Origin of the sequence: Eubacterium sp. F2 (genome assembly GCF_046244355.1) — a bacterium.
In the GTDB taxonomy this organism is placed as follows: Bacteria; Bacillota; Clostridia; order Peptostreptococcales; family Anaerovoracaceae; genus Aminicella.
Genome location: NZ_CP176393.1, coordinates 2126383 through 2151776, shown reverse-complemented (window position 1 = coordinate 2151776; position 25394 = coordinate 2126383). Strand labels below are relative to the sequence as shown.

Genomic DNA, 25394 nt, shown 5'->3' with positions numbered 1-25394 from the left:
CAGTATGGCAGCTTTTTGTTATATTTACTTATTTTCATGTCTGCTCAGGAGGAATCAGGGTTATGACGATGATGAAGGCAACGGATCTGGGGCTGATTACCGTTTCCAATTCCGTTTTTGCGGAGATAATCAATTCGGTCATGCAGTCGGAGCGGTGTGCTTCGAATATGTGGCTGTCCATGCATCAGGGAAGGCTGATCCGGATGGTGCGCGTATTCCGCGATCCGGACTATGTCCGGGATCTTTCCGTGCGCCTGAATGAGGATGGCAGAATCTGCCTGACCTTTGGCGTAATTGTTAAATTCGGTGTATCCATCCGCCGGGAAACCCGCCATGCGGCAGACGAGATCTGCGCAAGGATTTATGAGCAGACCGGCATGATTCCTGCAGAAATTACGATTAATATCGACGGCGTGAGGACACGCAGTAATAAGACCGCGCGCCGCAGCACAAAGGTGGTGTTCCGCTATGCCGAAGACGAGTGGCAGCGCAAGTCATACTCATAAGAAAGAAGAGGAGGGTGTGCTGACCATGCAGACTCCGGTCTCGAAGCTGAAGGGCATCGGACCGAAAAAAGCGGCGGCACTGAAGGAACTGGGGGCCGAAACGGCAGGAGACCTTTTATATATTCTTCCGAGGCGCTATGAAGACCGCCGTCAGCCGGTCCGGATTGCGGATCTGAAACTTGGAAAAGACCAGCTGATTGAAGGTTCGGTCGTTTCCCGCTGCTTCAGCGGATTCCGGAGAGGAGGAAAGTCGCCTCTGGTTGTTCTTATCCAGGATAACAGTGGACTCATCGAGATTGTATTTTTCTCCGGAAGTTACATCACCAATCTCTTCAAGGTCGGAGAGATGTTCAGCTTTTTCGGCAGGGTCAGCGAAAACAGGGGGCAGCTGCAGATGGTGCACCCGGAGTTTCACCGCCTGCATGAGCCGGGTGATGTACGTGGGATCTTGCCCGTGTACCCTTTGTCGAAAGGGCTGACGCAGAATGACATGAGAAGGCTCCTGGAGACCGCGAAGCCGCTGATGGATGAGGAGGACTGGCTGCCGGAGGCGGTGCGGGAAGAACACCGCCTGGCGGACCTGCCCTTTGCCCTTAAGAATATTCACTGGCCGGCTTCGGAGAGAAAGCTGCTGGAAGGCCGTTACCGCCTGGTATTTGATGAGTTTCTGACCCTGGAGCTGGGCCTGAAGATGGCAAAAAGCAAAAGCGGCCAAGAGAAACATGGCGCGGTGATTCAGCCGGAAGCGGGAGATGCGTTTATCGCGTCGCTGCCATTTTCTCTTACGGAAGGACAGATGCGGACCTGGAAGGAAATCGGGAGGGATCTTCAGTCGGATTTACCGATGAACCGGCTGGTGCAGGGCGATGTGGGATCGGGTAAGACTGTAGTTGCCGAGGCAGCCATGTATGCGGCGGTAAAATCCGGCTATCAGGCCGTGATGATGGCGCCGACGGGGATTCTTGCCCGGCAGCATGCGCAGACCTTTAAACGGGATTTTGAGCCTCTGGGAATTAAGACGGCCCTGCTTCACGGGGGAATGAGTGCGGCGGCAAGAAGAGAGCTCCTGCAGAAACTTGCGGACGGGGAAATCGACATGCTGATCGGAACCCACGCCGTCATCCAGCCAGATGTAAAGTTCTTCCATCTGGGCCTTGTGGTTACCGATGAGCAGCACCGCTTCGGGGTCGGACAGAGAAAAATGCTGAGCAGCAAGGGGGCAGCCCCGAATATTCTGGTCATGACGGCGACACCGATTCCGCGAACTCTTGCGGTGATTCTTTACGGAGATCAGGATATTTCCATTATCGACACGCTGCCTTCCGGAAGAAAGCCGGTAAAGACCTTTGCTGTATCCTCTTCACAGAGAGATCAGGTTTATGATAAACTGAAAGAAGAGCTTGCGGTGGGCCGGCAGGCCTACGCTGTAGCGCCCTTCATCGAGGACTCTGACCAGATGGAAGGCATGTCGGCGCAGAGACTCTATGAGGAAATGCAGAAGCGTTTTCCTCAGTTTCATGTTGGGCTGCTTCACGGCGGTATGGATGCGGAGCAGAAAGAGCAGATCATGACCGATTTCTCTGAAAAGAAAATCGATCTTCTGGTTTCTACGGTTGTCATTGAAGTCGGCATCGATGTACCGAACGCAACGGTCATGGTGATTGAAAACGCCGAGCGCTTTGGCCTGGCGCAGATGCATCAGCTCAGGGGCCGCGTGGGACGAGGAAGCGAGCAGGCATTTTGCTACTTGATAGTGGATCAGGAGACAGAAATTGCCAGGCGGCGTGCGGAGATCATGGCCCGCTGCAGCGACGGTTTTCAGATTGCAGAAGACGATCTGATTTTAAGGGGGCCGGGAGAACTCTTCGGAACCCGGCAGCACGGATTACCGGAACTGAAAATCGCAGATCTCGGCCGCCATCAGAAAGTCTTGAAAGCCGCGGAGGAAACGGCAGAGGAAATTCTGAAAGACGACCCGCAGCTTGAAAAGGAAGAAAACCAGTCTGTCCGTGAGAAAGTGGAAAATATGTTCCACGGTGACGGAAGACTTGAAATATAGAAAGGAAACGAATGAGAATCATTACGGGAAAATACAGAGGAAGAAAGCTGGAGACGCCGGAGAACTACGATATCCGACCGACTTCCGACAAGGTCAAGGAAGCCGTCTTCAACATCCTCATGAATGATATTTACGGTTCCGTCTGCTGCGACCTGTTCGCAGGAACTGGAAACCTTGGGATTGAGGCGCTTTCAAGAGGAGCGGAGCGCGTATTTCTTGCTGACCGCTCCAGGGACGCCATCCGCCTGATCCGCACTAATCTTGAAAAATGCGGTGCCCAGGAGGATGCGGTTGTTCTGATGGGGGATTACAGAAGAAGTCTGAACAGAATCAGCGAGAAAATCGACATCTTCTTCCTGGACCCGCCATATCGCGAAGGCCTTTATGAGGACTGCATGGAGCGCATCGGCGACCTTGATTTATTGGCTCCTGACGGTATAATATTAGCAGAGCATGATTCACGAAATCCGCTTCCGGAAAACTGCGGAGGTTTCGTGAAGACACAGGACAGAAAATACGGGAAAACCACCGTATCGATTTACCGGAGACAGGAAGATGTTTCCGGCAGTGAAGAATAGGCAGACCATAGACAAGAGAAGGGAAGGCAGAACACATGGTCAGGCGCGCGTTGATCACCGGTTCTTTTGATCCGATTACCTACGGACATATTGATATTATAAAGAGAGCGGCAGCGATGTTCGATGAACTCGTCATCGGAATCATAAAAAATCCGAGAAAACAGGGGCTTTTTACGATTGAAGAGCGGACAGAAATGATTGAAAAGATTTTTTCCTCTCATCCGGAGATCAGGGTGGATCATTTTCAGGGCCTTCTCGCAGACTATGTCAATCAGAGAGATTTCTGCGCAGTCGTCCGCGGCCTGCGCACCAATAAAGATTTTGCCTATGAGCTTGAAATGGCTCAGGTCAATCAGAAATTGTTTCATGAAGGAATTGAGTCGGTCTTCTTAATGGCAAGGCCGGAATATACGATCGTCAGCTCGTCCAATGTCAGGGAAATCGTGTCAGTGGGCGGGACTCCGCCGGATGGAATGGTGCCGGATGAAATCCTTCAGAAGATGAGAGAAAAATACGCACAGAGAGGATAAAGGAGGAGCAGCGCATGACGGTACTGGAATTGCTGGAGGAACTGGAAGATATCGTGGATACGGCTTCCTCAGTTCCGCTGACAGGAAAAATCATGGTTGATGGCAATGAAATCCTTGAAATTGTCAATGATATCAGAAATACACTCCCGGAAGATGTCAAGCAGGCACACTGGCTGAAGGGCGAGCAGAACCGGATTCTGGAAGACGCAAAGAAGGAATACCAGAAGCTCGTTGTAGAGGCAAAGAAGCAGGCTGATTTTCTGGTAGACAATAACGATATTACCTTAAAAGCACGCAAGCATGCAGATCAGATTGAGAAAGAAGCAGAGGAATACGCAGCGATGCTGAAGCTGCGCACCTATGATTATCTGGATCAGATGCTGTTTAAGATGCAGAAACGCATGGACGACCTGAATAATACCTATTTCGGCTCCATGTACGACAATCTGGCGAAGACGTTCGAGGGAATTGACAGCCAGCTGGCCAATAACCGGGATGAGCTGAAACAGCTTGCCTCCCGTACCCAGCATGGAGAAGACTGGCTGTATGAGAAGAAGCCGCAGAATAACTCTTCCGGAGGAAACAAGTAGATTGCGTACACTGGGTATTACAGCAGAATACAATCCCTTCCACAGCGGCCACCGTTTTGCCCTGGAAGAGTTGAAAAAAAGGACCGGCGCAGACACGGTCCTTTCTGTTATGAGCGGAAATTTCACCCAGAGAGGGGAACCTGCCTTTCAGGACAAGTGGACGCGGGCGGAAAATGCGGTGAGAGGCGGCGTAGATCTGGTTCTGGAAATGCCGGCAGCCTATGCCAGCGCATCCTCCCAGTGGTTCTGCCGTGCCGGGGTGAAGATCCTCAGCGGGCTTGGCTGCACGGATGTGATCGGTTTCGGCAGCGAATCCGGTTCGGTTGAGGAGCTTCTTCAGCTGGCAGAATTCATGAACCAGAGAGAGTATGAGCTTCATGAGAGAATGGCGGCCTACAGAAAGCAGGGATTTTCATACCCCCGGGCACAGGAGCAGGCGGCTCTTGACCTTGGCGTCGCAGGCGGAGGGTCTCTTTTGTCGCAGCCGAACAACCTGCTGGCAGTTGAGTACGTCAGACAAATCCTGAAGCTGCAAGAGGACATCCGGCCGGAGATTGCCACGGTGAAGCGTGCTGAAGGAGACTATCTTCAGTCGGCATCAGCCCTGAGAAAAGAGGCCAAAGAAAAAGATCCGGAGCTTTACGCGCTCAGAGAAGACCGCTATTTCCGCCTCATTGAAGCGGAAATCCTGAAGATGACAGAAGAAGATCTGGATAAAATCGCCTCTTCATCGGATGGCCTTGGGCAGAAAATGAAGAAGGAAGCGAGGTATTGCAAGAGCCTTGAGGATCTTCTCAGACGCTGCAAGAGCAAGGCTTACACGAGGACCCGGATTCAGAGGATGCTGACCCAGTGCCTGCTGGGAGTGACTGCGGAAGACATGAAAAATGAGCTGTTTTACGCCAGAGTGCTGGCTTTCTCGGAACGGGGCGCGAAACTGCTGAAAAAATGCCGGAAATGCGAAAATAGGACGATTCCGATTCTGACCAATGTGAATAAGGAAGCACATTTATATCCTGAGCTTGCGAGAAGCCTTGCTGTGGACGCCTATGCCGCGGATCTGTATAACCTGATCGCGGGAAATGATCTTTATGAGAACGCTGACTGCGTCCGCCATCCGCGGCTGATCAAAATAAACGAATGATCAGGAGAATTTGGAAAAAATTGCAGAAATCCTTTGACAGAGCGGGATTTCAATGCTATACTTTTAACGTTGACGAAAATTCTTATTTACATTATTCTTTAATGTAAGGAGGTAAGACAATGGCAGTTCCAAAGAGAAGAACATCTAAAGCCAGAAGAGATAAGAGACGTTCTCCGAACATGAAGAAAACGGCTCCGGGTCTCAGCATTTGTCCACAGTGTCATCAGCCAAAGCTTCCGCACAGAGTTTGCCCTAACTGCAACTACTATGACGGTAAGGACGTACTGAATACATCCAACGCAGAGGCATAGGATAAATTAAGAGTTTTAGATCATGATCAGAAAGAGACAGGTGTGCGCACGCCTGTCTCTGTCTTTTTTGTTTTTGGCGGCGGATTCTATATAACCATTTTATGATTTTCAGTCCGGACAGGAAATAAATTCAGTATCTGCAGAACTATTTTTCATTCTTGCCAGTTATTTTTTTGTCATTTGTTGAAAAACCACGTGCTGTTTGGTATAATTTTTGTGAATTTAAATAAAAAATGCTAAGGGGGAGAAACCAATGAAAGAACTGAAAAGAAAGCTGAAGGTTGGTATTCTCGGCGGTACAGGCATGGTTGGACAGCGCTTTATCACTCTGCTGGATAATCACCCGTGGTTCGAGGTTACGACAATTGCTGCAAGTGCACACAGTGCAGGAAAGACATATGCGGAGGCTGTTGACGGAAAGTGGAAGCTGGAGACTCCGATTCCGGAAGCCGTAAAGAACATCGTCGTAAAGGATGTATCTGATGTTGAGAACGTCGCAAAGGACGTTGATTTCTGCTTCAGCGCAGTAAACATGGCTAAGGATGAGATCCGCGCCATCGAGGAAGAGTACGCAAAGACAGAGACTCCGGTCGTTTCCAACAACAGCGCACACCGCTGGACACCGGATGTACCGATGGTTATTCCGGAGATCAACCCGGAGCACTACGATGTCATCCGTTATCAGAAGCAGCGTCTGGGCACCAAGAGAGGATTCATTGCAGTAAAGCCGAACTGTTCCATTCAGTGCTATGTACCGGCTCTGGCAGCATGGAAAGAGTACGAGCCGACTCAGGTTGTCGTCTCCACCTATCAGGCAATCAGCGGCGCCGGAAAGAACTTTGAGACCTGGCCGGAGATGGTTGGAAACATCATTCCGTACATCAGCGGCGAGGAAGCCAAGAGCGAGAAAGAACCTCTGCGCATTTTCGGACATATTGAAAACGGCGAGATCGTACCGGCTGACGGTCCGGTTATCACCAGCCAGTGCATCCGTGTACCGGTTCTGGAAGGCCACACCGCATCCGTATTCATCAACTTTGCCAAGAAGCCGGAGAAGGAAGAACTGATCGAGAAGCTGAACAGCTTCAAGGGATTCCCGCAGGAAGCAGAACTTCCGAGCGCTCCGAAGCAGTTCATCAAGTATCTTGAGGATGATGACCGTCCGCAGGTTAAGAAGGATGTTTACTATGAGAACGGATTCGGTGTAACATTCGGACGTCTGAGAGAAGACACGATTTTCGACTACAAGTTCGTCGGCCTTGCGCATAACACTGTAAGAGGCGCGGCAGGTGGAGCGGTTCTGTCCGCAGAAGCCCTTGTTGAGAAAGGCTACATCGATTTTAAATAGTCCTGTAAGCAGGAAAGCAATAATGATGGAATTAAAGAGAATGGGCGGAAACGTCTGTTCTCTTTTTTCGTCCTTTCTCTGTACCCGGCGTGAAGAGTCTGCTATAATAGAGCAATAAGAAAGTGAGCGCTGCATAAATTATTATTCAGTTCGCGAGTGATGGCGTGCCGCGCCTGCGCGTTCACAGAGGACAAAATTCAACTTGCAAGATCTTGATGGGAGGATCGACTTGGCAGGCAGAAATAAAAAAGAAAATACAGCAGAAGAGAAGAAGAGAAGAACATCCGCAGGGAAAACATCTTCGCGTTCCCGTTCTAAGAGTGAGCCGGCAGGCTCTGCAGAAAAGCGGGCGCAGATTCAGGAGGAGATGCGCAGAGCGCATGCGTCCAGAAGAATCAGAGATGTCATCAGCGGGCTGATTTATATTGCGATCGGCCTGTTTATTTTTGCCAGTGTTCAGTTCCATACCGCCGGAGAATTCGGCAATCAGCTGGGGATTATCCTGAAGGGAATTTTCGGTGCGATCGGACTGGTACTCCCGTGGTATCTGGTGCTTCTTGGAGTTCTGTTCGTAACCGGGAAGGCGCTTCATTTTACGCAGCGGTCGCTCTGGCTGACCTTCGGGATACTTCTGGTCATGTGCGTCATGAACGCGGGCAGGTTCATTATGGCCGCGGAATCTGCGGGAAACAGCATTCCGATTGACCTGGTCCAGTTCTACAATCAGGGCGTGAACCTGACATCTGGCGGAGTCTTCGGCATGACGGCCGGGGTGCTGCTGGTAAAATTTATCGGCGAGGCCGGCCTGTATATTCTCTGCATCGTCCTGCTTCTGATCTGCCTCCTTCTGCTTCTTCATACGCCGCTTTCGGCACTGATTCAGAGAAGAAGGCTGCAGAAAGAGGAGGACCGCCGTCTTCAGGAAATGATGAAGGAAGAGGCTTATCAGAAAGAGCTGGAAAGAAGAAAAAGAGAAGCAAATCTGAATCTGCAGGACCCGCTTTCTTCCAATACCGGAATTATCCGCGATCCGAACCAGCAATCCATGTTTGACAGAAGCCGTCAGGAAATGGAGATGCAGCCGGCGCGGGAAGAAAAGAAGCCGGGGATTCTTCACAGTATCTTTCATTCCGCGGAAGCTGCTGCCAGAAGAGAGCGGGCAAAACACGTGAAGAAACCGTCTAATGTCGTGGATGTCATGCATCAGAATCCGCTGACCGGCAGAAAGACACAGGAACTTTCCGCGGAAGAAATCAGGAAGGCACAGAAGGAGAAGGAAACCGGAGAAGAGCAGCGTCAGAGCCATCCGGAACCGAAAATTTCCTTCGGAGCATTTGACCGCTCAGACATGGAGCAGGAGCAGAAGCCTGAACAAAGAAGCCAGATTGATTATTCCACAGGGGAAATTCTCGGCAGTACAGAATCCAGAAGCGATTCACCGGACCGCTTTTTCCATCGTGAATCATCCGGTTCCTATGGACTGGATCCTGTCTCTGCGCCGGAAGAGGGCTTCGGGCTGGATGAAAAGCGGGGATCTTCCGGAACCTATGGGCTTCAGCCTGCAGAGAAAACAGCGTCCGGACACGGACTTCAGGAAGATCTGCCATCTGATAATAACTCAGCAGCTTCAGGAAATACACAGCCGGAATCTCCGCAGCAGAATAATTCCGCTGCTTCCGTGACTTCCGATGAAGAAGGAGAGAGCAGACCGTCCAGACCTGCTGGTGTTCATCAGAATAAAGATGGAGAATGGGTTTCCAATAATATGATCGAGGAAACCAGCAGAAGGGCGATGAACCGCGTGCTGAAGAGTGCGGATGACCTGATGCGTGAAGAGCAGGCCAGAAGAGAGAAAGAGCAGACCGGGATCAGCGGGACACCTGGAAAAGCTTCTGGCGTGAAAACTTCTTCAGACAGCATCGTCCGGCCGGAAAGTTCCACCATGGGAAAGAAACAGGCGGCGGCTTCTGCTGCTGCGGCCGGTATGGCTATGGCCGGAGCGGCATCCCGGAATATCCAGAAGAAAACGAAATTCCATTATCGTAAACCTTCGCTGGATCTTCTTACCATGCCGGAATTACCGAGCACAGATGGTCTGAACCAGCAGCTTCGGCAGAAGGCAAGGGTGCTGGAAGAGACGCTGGAGAGCTTCCATGTGGATGCTCACGTCGTTCAGGTCACACAGGGTCCTGCCGTCACCCGCTACGAGATTCAGCCGGGACCGGGCGTAAAAGTCAGCAAGATCGTGGGTCTGAGTGATGATATTGCGCTTAACCTCAGGGCAAAGAGTATCCGTATCGAAGCGCCGATTCCGGGCAAGGCCGCTGTCGGCATTGAGGTGGAAAATGAACATATCCAGATGGTCCGCATCCGGGAAATCATCGGTTCTAGAGAATTCCGCGAGGCAAAATCCAAGATTTCTTTTGCTGTCGGAAAAGACATTGCCGGAAATGCCATTGTCGCAGATCTTAAGGGAATGCCGCATCTTCTGATTGCCGGTGCTACCGGATCTGGTAAATCCGTCTGCATCAACAGCATCATCACGAGCATCCTTTATAAGGCGAGTCCGGATGAGGTCAAGCTGGTGCTGATTGACCCGAAGGTTGTAGAACTTGGAAATTACAATGGAATTCCGCATCTTCTGATTCCGGTTGTGACGGACCCTGGAAAGGCCGCGGCAGCCCTGAACTGGGCGGTTTCCGAAATGACCGACCGCTATAAGAAGTTTGCGGATGAAAATGTCCGCGACCTGAAGACCTATAATGAAAAAATGAAGGCGCAGGACCGTGAAGATGAAAAAATGCCTCAGGTGGTTATCATTATCGATGAGCTGGCAGACCTGATGATGGCGGCGCCGAATCAGGTGGAGGAATCCATCTGCCGCCTGGCCCAGCTGGCAAGAGCAGCGGGCATGCACTTGATCGTTGCGACCCAGAGACCGTCTGTCGATATCATTACCGGACTGATCAAAGCCAATATTCCGTCCAGAATAGCTTTTGCGGTTTCTTCTCAGTTCGATTCCAGAACCATTCTGGATATGAATGGAGCAGAAAAACTGGTCGGAAAGGGCGATATGCTCTTTAACCCGCAGGGCTCCGGAAAGCCGCTGCGTGTGCAGGGTACCTTTATTTCCGATGAAGAGATCAACCGGGTTATCGACTTCGTCAAGGCGCAGAATCCGCAGGATGAGGCTGCTTATAACGAGGAAGTCATTCAGGACATCGAGCAGAAAGCGATTCCGGGAAATGATGATTCTGCCGATGAGCTTCTGCCGGATGCAATTTCCTGCGTGGTTCACGCGGAGAAGGCTTCGACATCCATGCTGCAGCGCCATTTCCGCATTGGCTATAACCGTGCGGCCAGAATCATGGATGAAATGGAAGAACGCGGCATTGTCAGTCCGCAGGACGGAAGTCATCCGCGGCAGGTGCTGATTTCAGAAGAAGAGCTGGAGCAGATGAAGAGCCAGGATGCGGCGCAATAGCAGGATGAACCAGGATAACAGGAATTTCCTGGCACATTTCGTTTTGTCTGTTATAATAGAGTGACTGCAGAGGCGATTCTGCGGAGAAAATCTGCAGAATGGGGAAGATAAACATATGGCTGCAGACTGCGCTGGACAGCCGGGATACGCCGGAAATGTGCAGAATGCAGAAATAGATAAAGAGAGGAATTTCGACTATATGAACGTATATTTTGATACTCTGGGATGTCTGAAGAATTTCAATGACTCGGACATGGCCATGGGCATTCTGGAAAAGCGGGGTCATCACATCGTTCATTCGCCTGAGGAGGCGGATGCGATTGTGGTGAATACCTGCGGTTTCATTGATGACGCGAAAAAGGAATCCATCGGGGAAATCTTCGATATGGCTGCATATAAGGAGCAGGGAAAGAAGCTGATTGTCTCCGGATGCCTGGTGCAGCGTTATTCTGAGGAACTGTTTAAGGAGATTCCAGAAGCGGACGGATTTATCGGGGTCAACGATTATGAAAAGCTGCCGGAACTTCTGGATCAGCTGCAGAAGGATGGAAACCGCTTCCGAAAAGTTGATGAAATGGAGAAAGGTGCGCTGGAGGAAGAAAACCGCTACCGGAAGATCCCGGAGACGGTTTACAGCACATCGATCCGCATTGCGGAGGGCTGCAATAACCGCTGCACCTACTGCATCATCCCTGCGATCAGAGGTCCGTACAGAAGCCGCTCTATGGAAAGTATCGTTGAGGAGGCTGAAAGGCTTGCGGACGCAGGCTGCAGGGAACTCAATGTCATCGCTCAGGACACCAGCTATTATGGAAAAGACCTGTACGGAAAGCCGATGCTCGCCCAGCTCCTTCATAAACTGGCGGAAATCGACGGAATCCAGTGGATCCGCATTCTCTACTGCTATGAGGAGAATATCACAGATGAGCTGATTCAGACCATGGCGGAGGAGCCGAAGATCTGCCACTATATCGACGTTCCTCTTCAGCACAGCAACGATAAGGTCCTGAAGGAGATGAACAGAAGATCGACTCAGGAATCCATCAGAAATACCATCCGAAAGCTCCGCGAAGCCATGCCGGACATTTGCATCCGGACGACCATGATCGTGGGATTTCCGGGTGAGACGGATGAGGAATTCGCTGATCTGATGGCCTTTATCCGCGAGATCCGCTTCAGCAGACTGGGCGCCTTCACCTATTCACAGGAGGAGGGAACACCGGCGGCTGAGCGAAAGGATCAGATTCCGGAAGACGTGAAGAAGGAGCGTCTCGATGCCCTGATGATGGAGCAGATGCAGATTTCCAATGAAGAAAACCAGAAGCTTGTGGGAAAGACTATGGATGTGATGGTGGATGATCAGGACGATGAAGGCGCCTACATCGGAAGAACTGCCTATGACGCCCCGGAAATCGACAATTCCGTGATTTTCACCTCTTCAAAGGACCATAAGCCGGGAGATATCGTGAAGGTGCGCATCGATGCCGCCTTTGACTACGACCTGCAGGGCGCGGAAGTGGAAGCAGAATAGAAAATATCCGCCTGAAAATTCACGAGTTCAGGCCTATTTAATACAGAACATGTCTTCAAAGGTAAATAACAGGAGGAAATGAATATGAATTTACCTAATAAACTTACGATCCTGCGAGTCATTGCGGTTCCGTTTTTTATCGTGTGTTATCTGAAGGGCTTTTTTGCCGCAGCGCTGATTATTTTCTGCCTGGCATCGCTGACGGACATGCTGGATGGAAAGATCGCAAGAGCGAGAAATCTGGTGACAAACTTCGGAAAGATCATGGACCCGCTTGCCGACAAGGTTCTCTGCTACTCTGCTTTTTGTCTGATGATCGGCGACCGGACCATGCCGGCATGGATGCTGATTGTGATTCTGGCAAGGGAATTCACCATTGCGGGAATGCGTACGGTAGCGGCTTCCGAGGGCCAAGTCATCGCGGCGGCCATGAGCGGAAAGATCAAGACCGTTCTTCAGATGTTCGCGATCATTTTCCTGATCCTGATGCAGGCGCTGACGAAGTTCAGCTTCTATCCGCAGATCCGCATCTTTGCTTACATCCTGCTGTATGCATCACTGGTCATGACGGTTTACTCCGGAATCGAGTATGTCGTAAAGAACATTAACGTATTTAAGGAATCCAATTAGTGAGTATAATATTTAAAGGAGACCGGAGCAATCCGGTCTTCTTTATCTCTTTTTATGACAAAAGAGAAATTTCAAGGGGAAGAAAGAAGGGAATACAATTGAAAAGCGCAATTATCAGTGTGGGTACGGAGCTTCTGATGGGTCAGGTTACCGATACAAACGCCGTTTACCTGTCGCAGCAGCTGAACACCATGGGCGTGGATGTCATGTACCGCTATACCGTCGGAGATAATGACGGAAGACTGTCGGAAGTCCTGGATCTGGCTTTAAAGGACTGTGGTCTGGTCATCACGACAGGAGGCCTTGGACCTACAGAAGATGATATGACCAAGGAAACCGTAACGAAGTACATGGGAGATGTTCTGGAGGAGCACCAGCCTTCCAAGGAAGCTCTGATGAAGATGGCAGAAGAACGTCACCATAAATTTACAGAAAACAACATGAAGCAGACGCTGATGCCGACGAGAGCGGAAGTGTTCGATACGGACGCGGGAACGGCGCCGGGATTTGCGCTTTCGAATGATGCCGGAAAGACCATCGTCTGCCTGCCTGGACCTCCGCGTGAGATGAAGCGCATGTTCGAGCGCCGAGTCCGCCCATGGCTTGCGCCGAAGACCGACTGCGTCATTGCCTACCAGACTCTTCGGATTTTCGGAAAGGGTGAATCCCTTGTGGAAACGGAAATTCTGGATCTGATTGATGCTCAGACAGATCCGACCATCGCCACCTATGCACAGGAGGGAGAATGCTCTGTCCGTGTTGCGTCAAAGAGAAAGACGCTTAAGGAAGCAGAAGATGCCTGCCATGAGGTGAGCGATCAGATCAGAAAGCGTGTCGGCGACTATATTTACAGCGATGACGGACGTTCGCTTCCGGAAGTTGTCGGAGAAAAACTTCTGAAAGACAAGATCACGATTTCCTGCGCGGAATCCTGCACCGGCGGAATGTTCGCGGCATATCTTACGGATATTCCGGGAATCTCAGAGGTGTTTGAACGTGGAATCGTCACCTACACAGAGCGGGCGAAGATGGAAGAACTGGGGGTCAGTGAAAAGACAATTGCAGAAAAAACAGTCGTCAGCCCGGAAGTTGCGGCCCAGATGGCGGAGGGCCTTCAGAAAAAGACCGGAAGCGATGTTTGTGTGTCTGTTACCGGTATTGCGGGACCTTCCGGCGGGACACCGGAAAAGCCGGTGGGCCTGATCTATGTCGGATGCAGATATAAGGGGGTGACCGTGGTAAAGAAACTCCTGACTCTGAATATGAGCAGAAGCTGGAACAGAAGATATGCGGTCCTGAGCATGTTTGACACCATCAACCGCATGCTGGACGGAAGAGCGGTTCCCGGGAGCGATCATTCAGAAGTTCTGTAAGATTGACTTTGCAGGATACTTATGTTAGCTTTGAGATACCATATATTTCCAAATTTATCCGCTTGACTAATTTTTAAAATATAGTAGAATGGACGTATAGAACAGATGTTCGTTTATACGGAGGTTGAGCATGGCAAAGAAAGCTGCGGCTGACGGCCGCGAAAAAGCGCTGGATGAAGCGCTGAAGAAGATACAGAAACAGTTCGGACAGGGCGCGATCATGAAGATGGGCGATGCGGCAGGCATGAATATCGAGACCATCTCCACAGGATCCATCAGTCTGGACCTGGCTACCGGCGTGGGCGGTGTTCCGCGCGGGAGAATTATTGAGATATACGGACCGGAATCATCCGGTAAGACGACCCTGGCCCTTCACATCGTTGCGGAAGCACAGAAAGCCGGCGGAAAAGCGGCCTTTATCGATGCAGAGCATGCGCTGGATCCGGTTTACGCAAAGAACCTGGGCGTACAGATTGATGAACTTCTGGTTTCCCAGCCGGATACCGGAGAGCAGGGACTGGAAATCTGCGATATGCTGGCAAGCAGCGGCGCGATTGACGTAATCGTTGTCGATTCTGTTGCGGCGCTGGTTCCAAAGGCAGAAATCCAGGGAGAGATGGGAGATTCTCATGTGGGACTTCAGGCCCGCCTGATGTCCCAGGCCTTGAGAAAACTGACCGGAACCGTCAATAAGTCGAATACCTGCGTGGTATTCATCAACCAGCTGCGTGAAAAGGTCGGTGTAATGTTCGGAAGTCCGGAGACGACTACCGGAGGAAGAGCGCTGAAGTTCTACTCGACGATGCGTTTTGACGTCAGAAGAATCGAGACCATCAAGCAGGGCGATCAGATGCTGGGAAACCGCACCCGGGTAAAGATCGTAAAGAATAAGGTTGCGCCGCCGTTTAAGAAGGCGGAGTTCGATATCATGTACGGAAAAGGAATTTCCAGATCCGGCGATATCCTGGACTGCGCAGTAGACGCAGACATCGTAAAGAAGGCCGGCTCCTGGTACAGCTATAACGGTGAGAGAATCGGCCAGGGACGCGAAAATGTAAAGAAGTATCTGGAAGAGCACACTGATTTAATGGATGAAATCCAGCAGAAGCTGATGGAGCAGCTGAAAACACCGGAAGAAGAACTGAACGGTGAAAAGACGGAAGCGCAGAATCCGGATGGTCCGCAGGCATCTCCTGCAGAAACAGGGGACGCGGCAGATGATGCTGAGGATGAAATCATCGCGGATGAAGACGGCGTAATCGTAGAGTAGGAGAATTTCCTGGAATCTGCCTTTTTTAAAGAGGGGAAACAGATACATCCATCCTGACGGAGACATTCGTTTAAACCGGCCTGCTCACAAGGTACAGCTGCAGAAATAAAATTTCGAAGATCTCGATTTTATCATTGACAATGCGGAAAACACATGCTATCCTAACAGAGTTAGACCGCACGGTAAGGGTTTTAAATGTGTGCCGATGTGGCGCACTACCTGAAAAGGCGAGACTGGAAAGAGGAGGTAACATATGTACGCAGTAATCGAGACTGGCGGAAAACAGTACAGAGTTCAGGAGGGAGATATCCTGGACGTTGAAAAGCTGGGCGTTGAGGCCGGTGAAAAGGTTGAGTTCGATAAGGTCCTGGTTCTGAGCGATGACAACGGCATGAAGGTCGGCACACCGTATATCGATGGTGCAAAGGTCGAGGCTGAGGTTGTTGAGAACGGCAGAGCTAAGAAGGTTATCGTATTCAAGTATAAGCCGAAGAAAGACTCTAAGAAAAAGCAGGGTCACAGACAGGCTTACACAAGAGTAGAGATCAAGTCTCTCGGCGGAGCATCTGCAGCACCTGCAGCAAAGGCTGAGAAGAAGGTTTCCTCATCCATGAAGAAGGATGAGCTGATTGCTTACGCAAAAGAGCATAACATCGACATCGATGAGAAAGCTACAAAGAGCGTCATCATCGAGACGATTGAAAATGCAGAGAAATAGTTGATTGTCATTCAGTTAGGAGGTGTCTGATCCATGTCAAGTAAAAAGGGAGTAGGAAGTTCCAAGAACGGCCGTGAGTCCGAGTCCAAACGTTTGGGCTGCAAGGCTGGTGACGGTCAGTTCGTATCTGCAGGAAGCATCCTCGTTAGACAGAGAGGTACACATCTGCATCCTGGAATCAATGTAGGAATCGGCGGAGATGATACATTGTTTGCCAAGATCGACGGAGCGGTTAAGTTTGAGAGAAAGGGCCGCGACAAGAAGCAGGTAAGTGTTTACCCGAAGGAAGCTTAATTAACGATAAGTACCAAGCCCCCTACAGCATGTAGGGGGCTTGCTGTTTCTAAACGGGAAGAAAACTGGAGGCGGAAGATAATATGTTCGTAGACAGAGCGAAAATCACAATTGTATCAGGTAAAGGCGGTAACGGTGCTGTATCTTTCCGCAGAGAGCCATTCGTCCCGGAGGGAGGTCCGGACGGAGGCGACGGCGGAAAAGGCGGCGATGTCATCATCCAGGCGGACAGCGGGCTGCGCACCCTGATGGACTTTAAATACAAGAAGAAATATACGGCGGAAAACGGTCAGGATGGGATGAGAAAGAAACGTTTCGGAAAAGCCGGACAGGATCTGATCATCCGTGTTCCGCAGGGAACCGTCGTCATCGACCAGGAAACCGGCCTGATCATGAAAGACCTGACGGAGCCGGGAGAATCGTTTGTTGCTGCAAAGGGCGGTAAAGGCGGAAAGGGAAATGTTCATTATAAGAACTCTGTCCGTCAGGCGCCGAATTTTGCAGAGACCGGTGATCCGGGGAGAGAAAGGGTCATCCTGCTGGAACTGAAGATGATCGCGGATGTCGGTCTGGTCGGATTCCCGAACGTGGGAAAATCCAGTCTGCTTGCAGCTGCGACCCATACTTCCCCGAAAATCGGAAATTATCATTTTACAACACTGACGCCGAATCTGGGTGTTGTAAAGTTCCCGCAGACGAGCTTCGTTATGGCGGATGTCGCGGGCATTATCGAAGGTGCCCATGAAGGCCTGGGTCTTGGACTGGAGTTCCTCAAGCATATTGAGAGAACCAAAGTTCTGATTCATGTTGTCGATGTTTCCGGCAGTGAAGGAAGAGATCCGCTCGAAGACTTCGAGAAAATCATGAAAGAGCTGGAAGAATACGGCCATGGCATTATGAAGAAGCCGATGCTTGTCGCGGCGAATAAGATTGACCTTCTCGGAGGGGAAGACAGCGAAGAATATCTGAAATTCAAGGATGCTGTGGAAAAACAGGGTTATCCGGTTTATCCGCTTTCCGCGCCGATTCACTACGGCCTGAAAGAACTGATGCAGGCTGCACTGAATAAGGTAAACGAAGTCAATGCCAATCCGCCGGAAATCGACGACCGCGAGTACTTCGACTTTGAAAAGGACGACCATGACCCGGATTACCGAGTTGTCAAGGTGTATAAAGACGGAAATGTGTATGTCGCAGAGGGAAAGCAGCTGAGCAAGATCTTCAACTCGACCAACTTCAACGATTTCGGCTCTCTCCGTTATCTGTATAAGTACGTGGAAAACAGCGGCGCCATCCGTAAGATGAAGGAAATGGGACTTGAAGAAGGCGATACCATCCGGATTGAGGATTATGAGTTCGAATACGAGGAAGAGTTTCAGGAGTAGCAGCCGATAATTTTCGCATCGAGGAGCAGCAGAACACTATGGGAAATAACAGACTAACAGAAAAAGATTGCTATGAGCTGTTTCGGAAGTATCAGACTCCGGAACACATCAAGCTGCACTGCCGGGCGGTCAGCAACACGGCGGTCGTCATTGCCGATCAGCTGAATCACCACGGATACCATTTTGACCTGGAGCTCATCCGGGTCAGCGGTCTCATTCATGATGTGGTGCGCCTCCAGGAGCCTCACGCAGAAAACGGCGCCAGAATCCTGGAAGGTCTCGGCTATGACCAGGAGGGAGAAATTGTCAGAGGACACATGCGCCACCGCCTGATTTCTTTAAAAGATGCAACAGAGCTGGACATGGTCTGCATTGGCGACCGGCTGGTGAAGGAACATGCCTATGTCGGTCTGGATGAGCGCATGGATTATCTGATTCACAAGAAAGGCGAAAATCCAGAGAGAACCCGCCGGATTCTGGAAGGGAAGAAGGAAATCCGCAAATTTATGGATGAAGTAGAAGCGGTGATCGGCTGCACGATCGATTCTCTGTTTCAGCCATCCCTGGATGAACTCTTCAAGCAGGTTGAGAAACCGGCCCAGTACATCGGCGGCGAGACAAATATGATCCGCAAGAATCCAGAAGACGTCTCACTCCGCTTTGGTTTTGCCTTTCCGGACCTTTATGAAATCGGCATGTCCTATATGGGACTTCAGATCCTCTACGGTCTGACCAACTCTTATCCGGATATTTACTGCGAGCGTGTGTTTGAGCCGGCGCCGGACATGCGTACTCTCATGAAAAAATACAATTTTCCTCTGTTCACGCTTGAGACACACACGCCGGTGAACAAGCTGGATGTGTTCGGCTTCACTCTCCAGTACGAAATGAGTTTCCCAACCATCCTCGATATGCTGGATCTGGCCGGAATCCCTCTGAAAAGAGAAGACCGCAGTGATGACGATCCTCTGATTGTTGCCGGCGGCCCCTGCGCTTTCAACCCGGAGCCTCTGGCAGACTTTTTTGATCTGTTCATGGTTGGCGATGGAGAAGAAGTCCTTCCGTATGTTCTTAAAGAGTACGAGAAGGCGAAACAGAATCACGAGACAAAAGAAGACTATCTCAAGAGAATCTCCGGAATGGACGGTATCTATATTCCGCAGTTCTATGAGCCGGTTTACGGTGAAGACGGGAGAATCACGGAAATCAGGAAAAGCTGGGAAGGAGCTCCGGACCAGGTGAAAAAAGCGCTGATTCCGGATGTCGACAAACTTCCTTTCCCGGAGAATCCGATTGTGCCGATTATCAAAACGGTTCACGATCGTGCTGTTGTCGAAACCTTCCGCGGCTGCTCCAGAGGATGCCGCTTCTGCCAGGCGGGAATGATTTACCGCCCGGTCAGAGAGAGAAGCGAAGAAAGTATTCTCAAACTTGCAGAAAATCAGGTGAAAAATACCGGACACGATGAACTTTCTATCCTGTCCCTTTCCACCAGTGATTATTCCAGGTTCGAATCGCTTGCCACGAAGCTGATGGATTTCTGTGGATCCCATAATACCTCACTGTCTCTTCCGTCGCTTCGCCTGGACTCCTTCTCCTTTAATGTGCTGAATGAGATCCAGAAATATAAAAAGTCGGGGCTGACTTTCGCAGTAGAGGCGGGTTCGCAGCGGCTCCGCGATGTCATCAATAAAGGTATTACGGAAGAAGATATTTACGATGCCGTGGAGCAGGCGGTTCACCTGGGATGGCGGAGAATCAAGCTCTACTTCATGGACGGCCTTCCGACAGAGACCAATGAAGATTTTGACGGTATGGCCGCGATCAGTAAGAATATCATGAGGATTTTCAGGGAATCCGGAGAGCATGGACGTCTGAATATCACGGTCAGCGTGTCCAATTTTGTGCCGAAGGCACATACGCCTTTCCAGTGGATGGCACAGCCTTCGACAGAAGAGTTCCATGAAAAGCATATTTACCTGGAAAAAATTCTGCACATCAAGGGTGTAAATCTGACCTATCATGAAGATATCGTAAGCACTTGCGAGGCGATTTTTGCCAGAGGAGACAGAAGATGTGCGGATCTGCTGCTGAAACTCCACGAAGGGGAATGCCTTCTGGACGGCTGGACCGAATACTTTAAAAAAGAGGTGTGGCAGAAGGCGCTTGCTGACTGGGATGTGGATTATAAATTTTACACAGAGCGGCAGCGCAGTTTCGACGAGATTCTGCCGTGGGATGTGATCGATTCCGGCGTTTCCAAAGCTTATCTGAAACTGGAGGCGCAGCGTGCTGAAAAAGCCCAGGTCACAGCAGACTGCAGAAACGGCTGCACGGGATGTGGAATCGGCAGACGGGTGGACTGCCCGCTCGGCGGAATTTATGCAGGTGGAAAAGCCAGTGAAACGGAAATGAACTAGAGGGGAATGCCATGAATAAATATGTTTTGTTCTTCGCAAAAGAAGGGTACAGTAAATACACCTCGCATCTGGATATGCTGAGATTATTCAAGCGCGCGTTCAGAAGAGCCGGCATTGCGCTCAGTTACAGTCACGGCTTTAATCCGCATCCGCAGATGAGTTTTGCCCAGCCGCTGTCCCTGGGCTATGCGGCAGACCGGGAAATGCTGGAGTTTGGAACAGATGAGCCGTATGATCCGGAAGAAATTCAGGCGAGTCTTAAGGGCCGGCTGGCAGAAGGAATGTCGGTTTCTGAGGTGCTCCCGGTCCATGAAAAGAAGGCACTGGCTGGTCAGGTCAGCAGTGCGGATTATGAGATTCTGTTTCCGCTTCCGTATTATGACCGGGATTACGACCAGCTGATCAGAGATTTCCTCGCGCAGGATCAGATTCTGGCTATGAAACGCCAGAAAAAGTCAAAAGAACTGAAGGAAGTGGATATCCGGGGGAAAATCCGGATCCTTCAGGCGGTCCCTTCAGAAGGAAGCGAGGGAGTCGGGATTCTGAAAAAGAACCTTCTTCAGCTGAATGCTGAGCTTGACTGCGGAAGCCAGTCCAATCTGAGCCCGGAGCTTCTGATCACCGCTTTTCTGAAGTTCGCAGAGCTGGATATTCCACGTTATCAGATTGAGGTCTGCCGGAAATGCATGCATTTCCCGGAGGGAACAGAGCTGGAAAAGGAATATGGCGGAATGCGCGGTTAAGTCCGTGTGATTTTTGGCTTTTTCCATTGAAATTACCAGTGATTGAATCCATTTCTTCAGTTTGTGTTTCCTGCTGTTGACTTCCCCATAGAAGGACGTTATGATGATGGAATATATTGGAAATCATCGTGCGCTAAAGGGAGGACGGAAAAGTATGGAACAGAAACTAAGGCAGTTGAAACGCTGGAAAGAACAGCATCATAAAACACTGATTATAGCAGCAGCGATCATATTTCTGATCGCTGCTTTTGCGTTTTTTGTGCTGAATGGGAAAAGCGGGACTATTCCCGAATCAAAGGCCGGCGGAAATGGCGCGGTTCAGGAAACATCGCTGGATGGCGATGGAGGAGAGGTGCAGGAGAGTGTGCCTTCAAAAGTTTTTGTGGATATCGCCGGCGCGGTGAAAAAGCCTGGCGTATATGAGGTCGATGCGAGTGCCAGAATGTTTGAAGTCGTGGATCGGGCAGGCGGTCTTACAAAAGAAGCGGATACCTCACTGATGAACCTGGCTGAACGTGTTTCAGACGGAATGAAAATCGTCATCCCTGCAAAGGGGACGGCGGTATCCAATGCGCCCGGCCAGTATTCTGTGCCGGGAGAAAACGGAAATGACAGGGAAACTGCCGGAAACTCCTCGCAGGCTGCGGGAAACGGTGCGGCATGCGGATCAGGTTCACAGAATTCGAATCTTGTAAATATTAATCAGGCAGACCTTCTGCAACTTCAGAAGATTAATGGTGTCGGACCAGTAACGGCAGAGGCAATCAAAGCATACCGGGAAGAACACGGCCTGTTTCAGAAGAAAGAGGATCTGAAGAAGGTGAGGGGAATCGGAGACAAGACCTTTGAGAAGATTAAGGATCAGATTACCCTGTAGTCCCTGTCTTCTGGGAGAGCCGCTGCATGAATATACGTGAATATTCATGCAGGAATGCATATGAATAAATATGCATCGCTCTGCGATGGGTAAAAATACAATGAATAATCTATGTATATATCGTGCATAAATAGCTGGAGGAGCTTCATATCAAAGGGCAGGGGGGTCAGGAAACGGTGAAGACCTGGGCGTGACAAAGGACAGACAGCACGGTTAAAGAGGGCAGAATCCTGCGAAATTGCCGGACACAGGATATATGAAACAGCAATAGGGAATGCCTGCGGTTTAATGCGGTCAATCACCTGTCCTGATAACGCAATTAGACGATGTATGGCTTATTCCAATGGAATGCTGAGAAAAATACGCGGCTGCATCCTCTGATTGTATGCGTGAATTATAGTATACCTGCATGAAATTATATATGTATTTTAGAATAACGAAAGAAAGGAGCGTGTTCATTTATGCCGGTTCAAAATTATGGCAGAGGCGGACCGGATTCCTCTGCACCGGCCGCAATCATGCGTGCCTGCTTTTCAGGGGGATCTGATGAATTCAGCACTGCAGAGCTGCTGAAGCATTTATATGCGTCTGAAATGATCGGATGCAGATATTTCTGCGAGGCGCTCAGCCTGTATGTCCGCTGCCTGAGAAGCAAGGCATCGTGTATTCTGCAGAAGGATATTTATCCATTCATGTCCAGCAGCTATGAGACATCCGGGGCCTGTATTGATGCTGCCATAAGAAGATGGGTAAAGCGGTCGTGGAAGGATCCGGAAATGAGAGAATTTTTCTATGCAGTGTCGGATGGGGAGATCGTTACACTTCCTTCTAATAAGAGGCTTCTGCATCTTATGGCGCGGACGCTGGTGTTTGAAGGCGGCGGAAGCTGGGGCCGCCCGCAGGCAAATGAATCCATGCATGGATCCCTGCATGAGAAGGTATGCTCCATGCAGCAGAGCAGGAAGCGGGCGGAAGAAACGAGACGGCGGCCAGTGCGTTATTACAGCTGTATGCCGCGCAAAAGTAAGAAACAAACTTTTCCTTTTTATATGTCAGATTGTGAAAAGTCTGCTCATGATGCGGAAAAAGTCAGTGAGCCATGAAAACAGAACAGGGCCGGCCTGTCTATAGAATCAGAAGGCCAGCAGCGGACGAGATTCTTGAAGGACCATGCTTTGCCCGGGCGAAGCTGCCTGAAGATTAACTGGGAATTTATGGATTTTGCGGTTTAAGGCATTCATGTGTGGTATAATAACATGTACTATGCAAGAAAGAGGTGGAACACTTGGTAACAAAGGAACAGATCAGCAGGATCAATGAGCTTGCGCATAAGCAGAAGTCTATCGGACTGACGGCAGAAGAGCGCGAGGAGCAGAAGGTGCTGAGAAGAGCCTATATCGATGCGTTCAAGGAAAATCTTCGTGCGCAGCTTGACCGGATTGAAATCGTCGACGCACCGGAAGAAGAGCGTGTCGTAGAAGAAAAGGTCGAAGTCGAGACTCTTCAGTAGGAGAGAAGGGCTTTTGGAGCCTGCGGCGCAGAAGGCTAAAGCAGGACGGCTGCGAGCCGGAGAAAAACAGACAGAAAATATGAAGATGCCAGAGATGCAGAACGAGCTGTATTTCTGGCATCTTTTTCCATTTTCATATATTTATTATAGGTTTTTTCGTTTTCTGGGATTTTTTTGGGTTTTAAAGGTTTAACAGGCCGCGGAATAAGGTATAAGCAACAAGGTACAAATGAAGTACACAAAGTACTTTAATACTTAAAGTGCTTTAGGAGGGAGATTAATCAAGATGAGCGAAACCAGAAGAGTATATATGGACTATTCTGCGACTACACCAGTCAAGAAGGAAGTCCTTGATCAGATGATTCCATATTTCACCGAGAACTTCGGCAACCCGTCCAGCCTGTACACAATCGGTCTGGAAGCAAAGGCTGCTGTAGAGAAGGCAAGAGCACAGGTTGCGCACCTGATCGGCGCAGAACCTTCCGAAGTATATTTTGACGGAGGCGGGAGCGAATCCGATAACTGGGTTCTGGAATCCGTTGCAGACCAGCTGAAGAATAAGGGAAAACATATTATTACTTCCCAGATTGAGCATCATGCAATTCTGCACACCTGCGACTATCTGGAAAAACACGGATTTGAAGTTACCTATCTTCCTGTTGACAAGGAAGGCTTTGTCAGCCCGGACGATCTGGAAAAGGCAATCCGCCCGGACACGATCCTGGTAAGCATCATGTTTGTAAATAACGAGATCGGTACAGTTGAGCCGATTAAGGAACTGGCTGCTGTTGCGCATAAGCACGGAATTCTCTTCCACACAGACTCTGTACAGGCACTGGGAAATGTTCCGATTGACGTAAGAGATCTGGACGTTGACTTCATGTCCTTCTCCTCTCATAAGATCTACGGACCTAAGGGTGAGGGCGGAATGTTCATGAAGCACGGTGACCGTATCACAAGCTTCATCCATGGAGGAGCACAGGAGAACGGAAAGCGTGCCGGCACAGAGAACCTGGCAGGAATCGTAGGATTCGGCGCAGCAGCTGAACTTGCTGAGAAGAATCTGGAAAAGCACAGAAAGCACTGCAGCGAGCTCAGAGACTATCTGATGGACCGCATTCTGAAGGAGATTCCGGACTGCGTGGCAAACGGCCCGACCGACCACTCCAAGCGTCATCCGGGAAATGCCAATATCACTTTCAAGCGTATCGAGGGAGAATCCATTCTGCTGCTTCTGGACAGCATGGGAATTGCGGTATCCACAGGATCTGCATGCTCTTCCAAGAGCCTGGACCCGTCCCACGTTCTGACCGCTATCGGTGTTGATCCGGAGACTATTCACGGATCCATCCGCTTCACAGTCGGCGACTTCACAACGAAGGAAGACATTGACTATGTCGTTGACTGCATGAAGAAGGTTGCAGAGCGCCTGCGCGGAATTACAATGCTGTAAAAATCAAGGAAGGTGTTTATTACCCTTCAAGATAGTGTATAATGGCTGTGGAGATAAAGAGTGCCGGAAATCAGGCATTTGAGAGAATACATAAAGACAGAGAGGAAGTAACGATATGGGATTATATAACGATACAGTAATGGATCACTTCATGCACCCGAGAAATGTTGGAGAAATTCCGGATGCAGACGGTACAGGAATTTACGGAAGCCCTGCCTGCGGAGATATGATGCAGGTTCAGATCAAGGTTGACGATAATGATGTCATCACAGACTGCAAGTTCAAGACATTCGGCTGTGGCAGCGCAATCGCTTCTTCCAGCATGGCAACCACAATGGTAATCGGCCAGAAGGTTGAGGATGCCCTGAAGATCACCAACAAGTCCATTGTAGACAAGCTGGGCGGACTGCCGAACATCAAACTGCACTGCTCCGTACTTGCTGAGGATGCCTTGAAGCATGCGATTTACGACTATGCACAGAAGCACGGCAAGCACTATAAAGAGCTGGAAGGTTTCAATCCGGACGATCACGGAACAGCTCCGGACGATGTTACCCATCTGTAAACCGTCAGTAAATTAAACAGCAGATGGACAATCATCTGCATTCTGTGAGAAGATTGAAAGGATATTTACCTGTTT

General features: G+C 50.1%; 22 protein-coding genes and 1 pseudogene. All 23 read left to right on the top strand.

The window, feature by feature from the left end; translation table 11 throughout:
* Positions 1-62 precede the first annotated feature (62 nt).
* The 23 genes and pseudogenes from ACI77B_RS09350 (at position 63) to ACI77B_RS09240 (ending at position 25319) form a co-directional block, all read left to right on the top strand.
* Positions 63-506, top strand: coding sequence for an Asp23/Gls24 family envelope stress response protein (locus ACI77B_RS09350; protein ID WP_409336566.1), 444 nt, complete (start codon positions 63-65; stop codon positions 504-506).
* Positions 469-2565 (top strand): ATP-dependent DNA helicase RecG, encoded by a 2097-nt coding sequence (gene recG / locus ACI77B_RS09345; RefSeq protein ID WP_409336565.1) that lies wholly within the window; start codon positions 469-471, stop codon positions 2563-2565. Before ACI77B_RS09350 ends, recG begins: the two co-directional genes overlap by 38 nt.
* Before the next feature lie 11 nt (positions 2566-2576).
* On the top strand, positions 2577-3143 hold the full coding sequence (rsmD, locus tag ACI77B_RS09340; protein ID WP_409336564.1) for a 16S rRNA (guanine(966)-N(2))-methyltransferase RsmD: 567 nt from the start codon (positions 2577-2579) through the stop codon (positions 3141-3143).
* A gap of 35 nt (positions 3144-3178) precedes the next feature.
* A complete protein-coding gene (gene coaD, locus ACI77B_RS09335) occupies positions 3179-3673 on the top strand; it encodes a pantetheine-phosphate adenylyltransferase (RefSeq protein WP_409336563.1) in 495 nt (164 codons plus the stop codon).
* 14 nt (positions 3674-3687) lie between these two features.
* Entirely contained in the window at positions 3688-4263 is a 576-nt protein-coding gene (locus ACI77B_RS09330; RefSeq protein ID WP_409336562.1) for a hypothetical protein, read from the top strand.
* Position 4264: 1 nt separating this feature from the next.
* A complete protein-coding gene (locus ACI77B_RS09325; RefSeq protein ID WP_409336561.1) occupies positions 4265-5407 on the top strand; it encodes a tRNA(Met) cytidine acetate ligase in 1143 nt (380 codons plus the stop codon).
* A 119-nt stretch (positions 5408-5526) separates the two neighbouring features.
* The gene (gene rpmF, locus ACI77B_RS09320; protein ID WP_178263400.1) at positions 5527-5718 is read left to right on the top strand and encodes a 50S ribosomal protein L32; all 192 of its coding nucleotides are present in this window, start codon (positions 5527-5529) and stop codon (positions 5716-5718) included.
* A 262-nt stretch (positions 5719-5980) separates the two neighbouring features.
* Positions 5981-7066 carry an aspartate-semialdehyde dehydrogenase gene (gene asd / locus ACI77B_RS09315; protein WP_409337725.1) on the top strand — a complete coding sequence of 362 codons (1086 nt, stop codon included), beginning with the start codon at positions 5981-5983 and terminating at the stop codon, positions 7064-7066.
* Positions 7067-7295: 229 nt separating this feature from the next.
* Positions 7296-10550 (top strand): FtsK/SpoIIIE family DNA translocase, encoded by a 3255-nt coding sequence (locus ACI77B_RS09310; RefSeq protein WP_409336560.1) that lies wholly within the window; start codon positions 7296-7298, stop codon positions 10548-10550.
* Between the two features lie 199 nt (positions 10551-10749).
* Complete coding sequence (rimO, locus tag ACI77B_RS09305) at positions 10750-12081, top strand: 30S ribosomal protein S12 methylthiotransferase RimO (protein WP_409336559.1); 1332 nt, start codon at positions 10750-10752, stop codon at positions 12079-12081.
* An 84-nt stretch (positions 12082-12165) separates the two neighbouring features.
* Positions 12166-12711 (top strand): CDP-diacylglycerol--glycerol-3-phosphate 3-phosphatidyltransferase, encoded by a 546-nt coding sequence (gene pgsA, locus ACI77B_RS09300; protein WP_409336558.1) that lies wholly within the window; start codon positions 12166-12168, stop codon positions 12709-12711.
* 98 nt (positions 12712-12809) lie between these two features.
* Positions 12810-14084, top strand: a complete 1275-nt coding sequence (locus ACI77B_RS09295) for a competence/damage-inducible protein A (protein WP_409336557.1) — start codon at positions 12810-12812, stop codon at positions 14082-14084.
* 130 nt (positions 14085-14214) lie between these two features.
* Positions 14215-15354, top strand: coding sequence for a recombinase RecA (gene recA / locus ACI77B_RS09290; protein ID WP_409336556.1), 1140 nt, complete (start codon positions 14215-14217; stop codon positions 15352-15354).
* A gap of 253 nt (positions 15355-15607) precedes the next feature.
* Positions 15608-15910: pseudogene (gene rplU / locus ACI77B_RS09285) on the top strand (50S ribosomal protein L21); the annotation flags it as partial.
* Positions 15911-16105: 195 nt separating this feature from the next.
* Positions 16106-16366: a 50S ribosomal protein L27 gene (rpmA, locus tag ACI77B_RS09280; RefSeq protein WP_178263407.1), complete on the top strand. Its 261-nt coding sequence runs from the start codon at positions 16106-16108 to the stop codon at positions 16364-16366.
* 83 nt (positions 16367-16449) lie between these two features.
* Complete coding sequence (obgE, locus tag ACI77B_RS09275; RefSeq protein WP_409336555.1) at positions 16450-17751, top strand: GTPase ObgE; 1302 nt, start codon at positions 16450-16452, stop codon at positions 17749-17751.
* 38 nt (positions 17752-17789) lie between these two features.
* Positions 17790-20171: a TIGR03960 family B12-binding radical SAM protein gene (locus tag ACI77B_RS09270; RefSeq protein WP_409336554.1), complete on the top strand. Its 2382-nt coding sequence runs from the start codon at positions 17790-17792 to the stop codon at positions 20169-20171.
* An 11-nt stretch (positions 20172-20182) separates the two neighbouring features.
* Positions 20183-20914: a TIGR03936 family radical SAM-associated protein gene (locus tag ACI77B_RS09265; RefSeq protein WP_409336553.1), complete on the top strand. Its 732-nt coding sequence runs from the start codon at positions 20183-20185 to the stop codon at positions 20912-20914.
* Positions 20915-21068: 154 nt separating this feature from the next.
* Positions 21069-21791, top strand: a complete 723-nt coding sequence (locus ACI77B_RS09260) for a helix-hairpin-helix domain-containing protein (protein WP_409336552.1) — start codon at positions 21069-21071, stop codon at positions 21789-21791.
* Positions 21792-22252: 461 nt separating this feature from the next.
* A complete protein-coding gene (locus tag ACI77B_RS09255; protein ID WP_409336551.1) occupies positions 22253-22894 on the top strand; it encodes a sporulation initiation factor Spo0A C-terminal domain-containing protein in 642 nt (213 codons plus the stop codon).
* A gap of 182 nt (positions 22895-23076) precedes the next feature.
* The gene (locus ACI77B_RS09250; RefSeq protein WP_409336550.1) at positions 23077-23301 is read left to right on the top strand and encodes a DUF896 domain-containing protein; all 225 of its coding nucleotides are present in this window, start codon (positions 23077-23079) and stop codon (positions 23299-23301) included.
* 286 nt (positions 23302-23587) lie between these two features.
* Positions 23588-24754 (top strand): cysteine desulfurase NifS, encoded by a 1167-nt coding sequence (nifS, locus tag ACI77B_RS09245; protein WP_409336549.1) that lies wholly within the window; start codon positions 23588-23590, stop codon positions 24752-24754.
* Between the two features lie 115 nt (positions 24755-24869).
* Positions 24870-25319: an iron-sulfur cluster assembly scaffold protein gene (locus ACI77B_RS09240; protein ID WP_409336548.1), complete on the top strand. Its 450-nt coding sequence runs from the start codon at positions 24870-24872 to the stop codon at positions 25317-25319.
* The last annotated feature ends 75 nt before the right edge of the window (positions 25320-25394 follow it).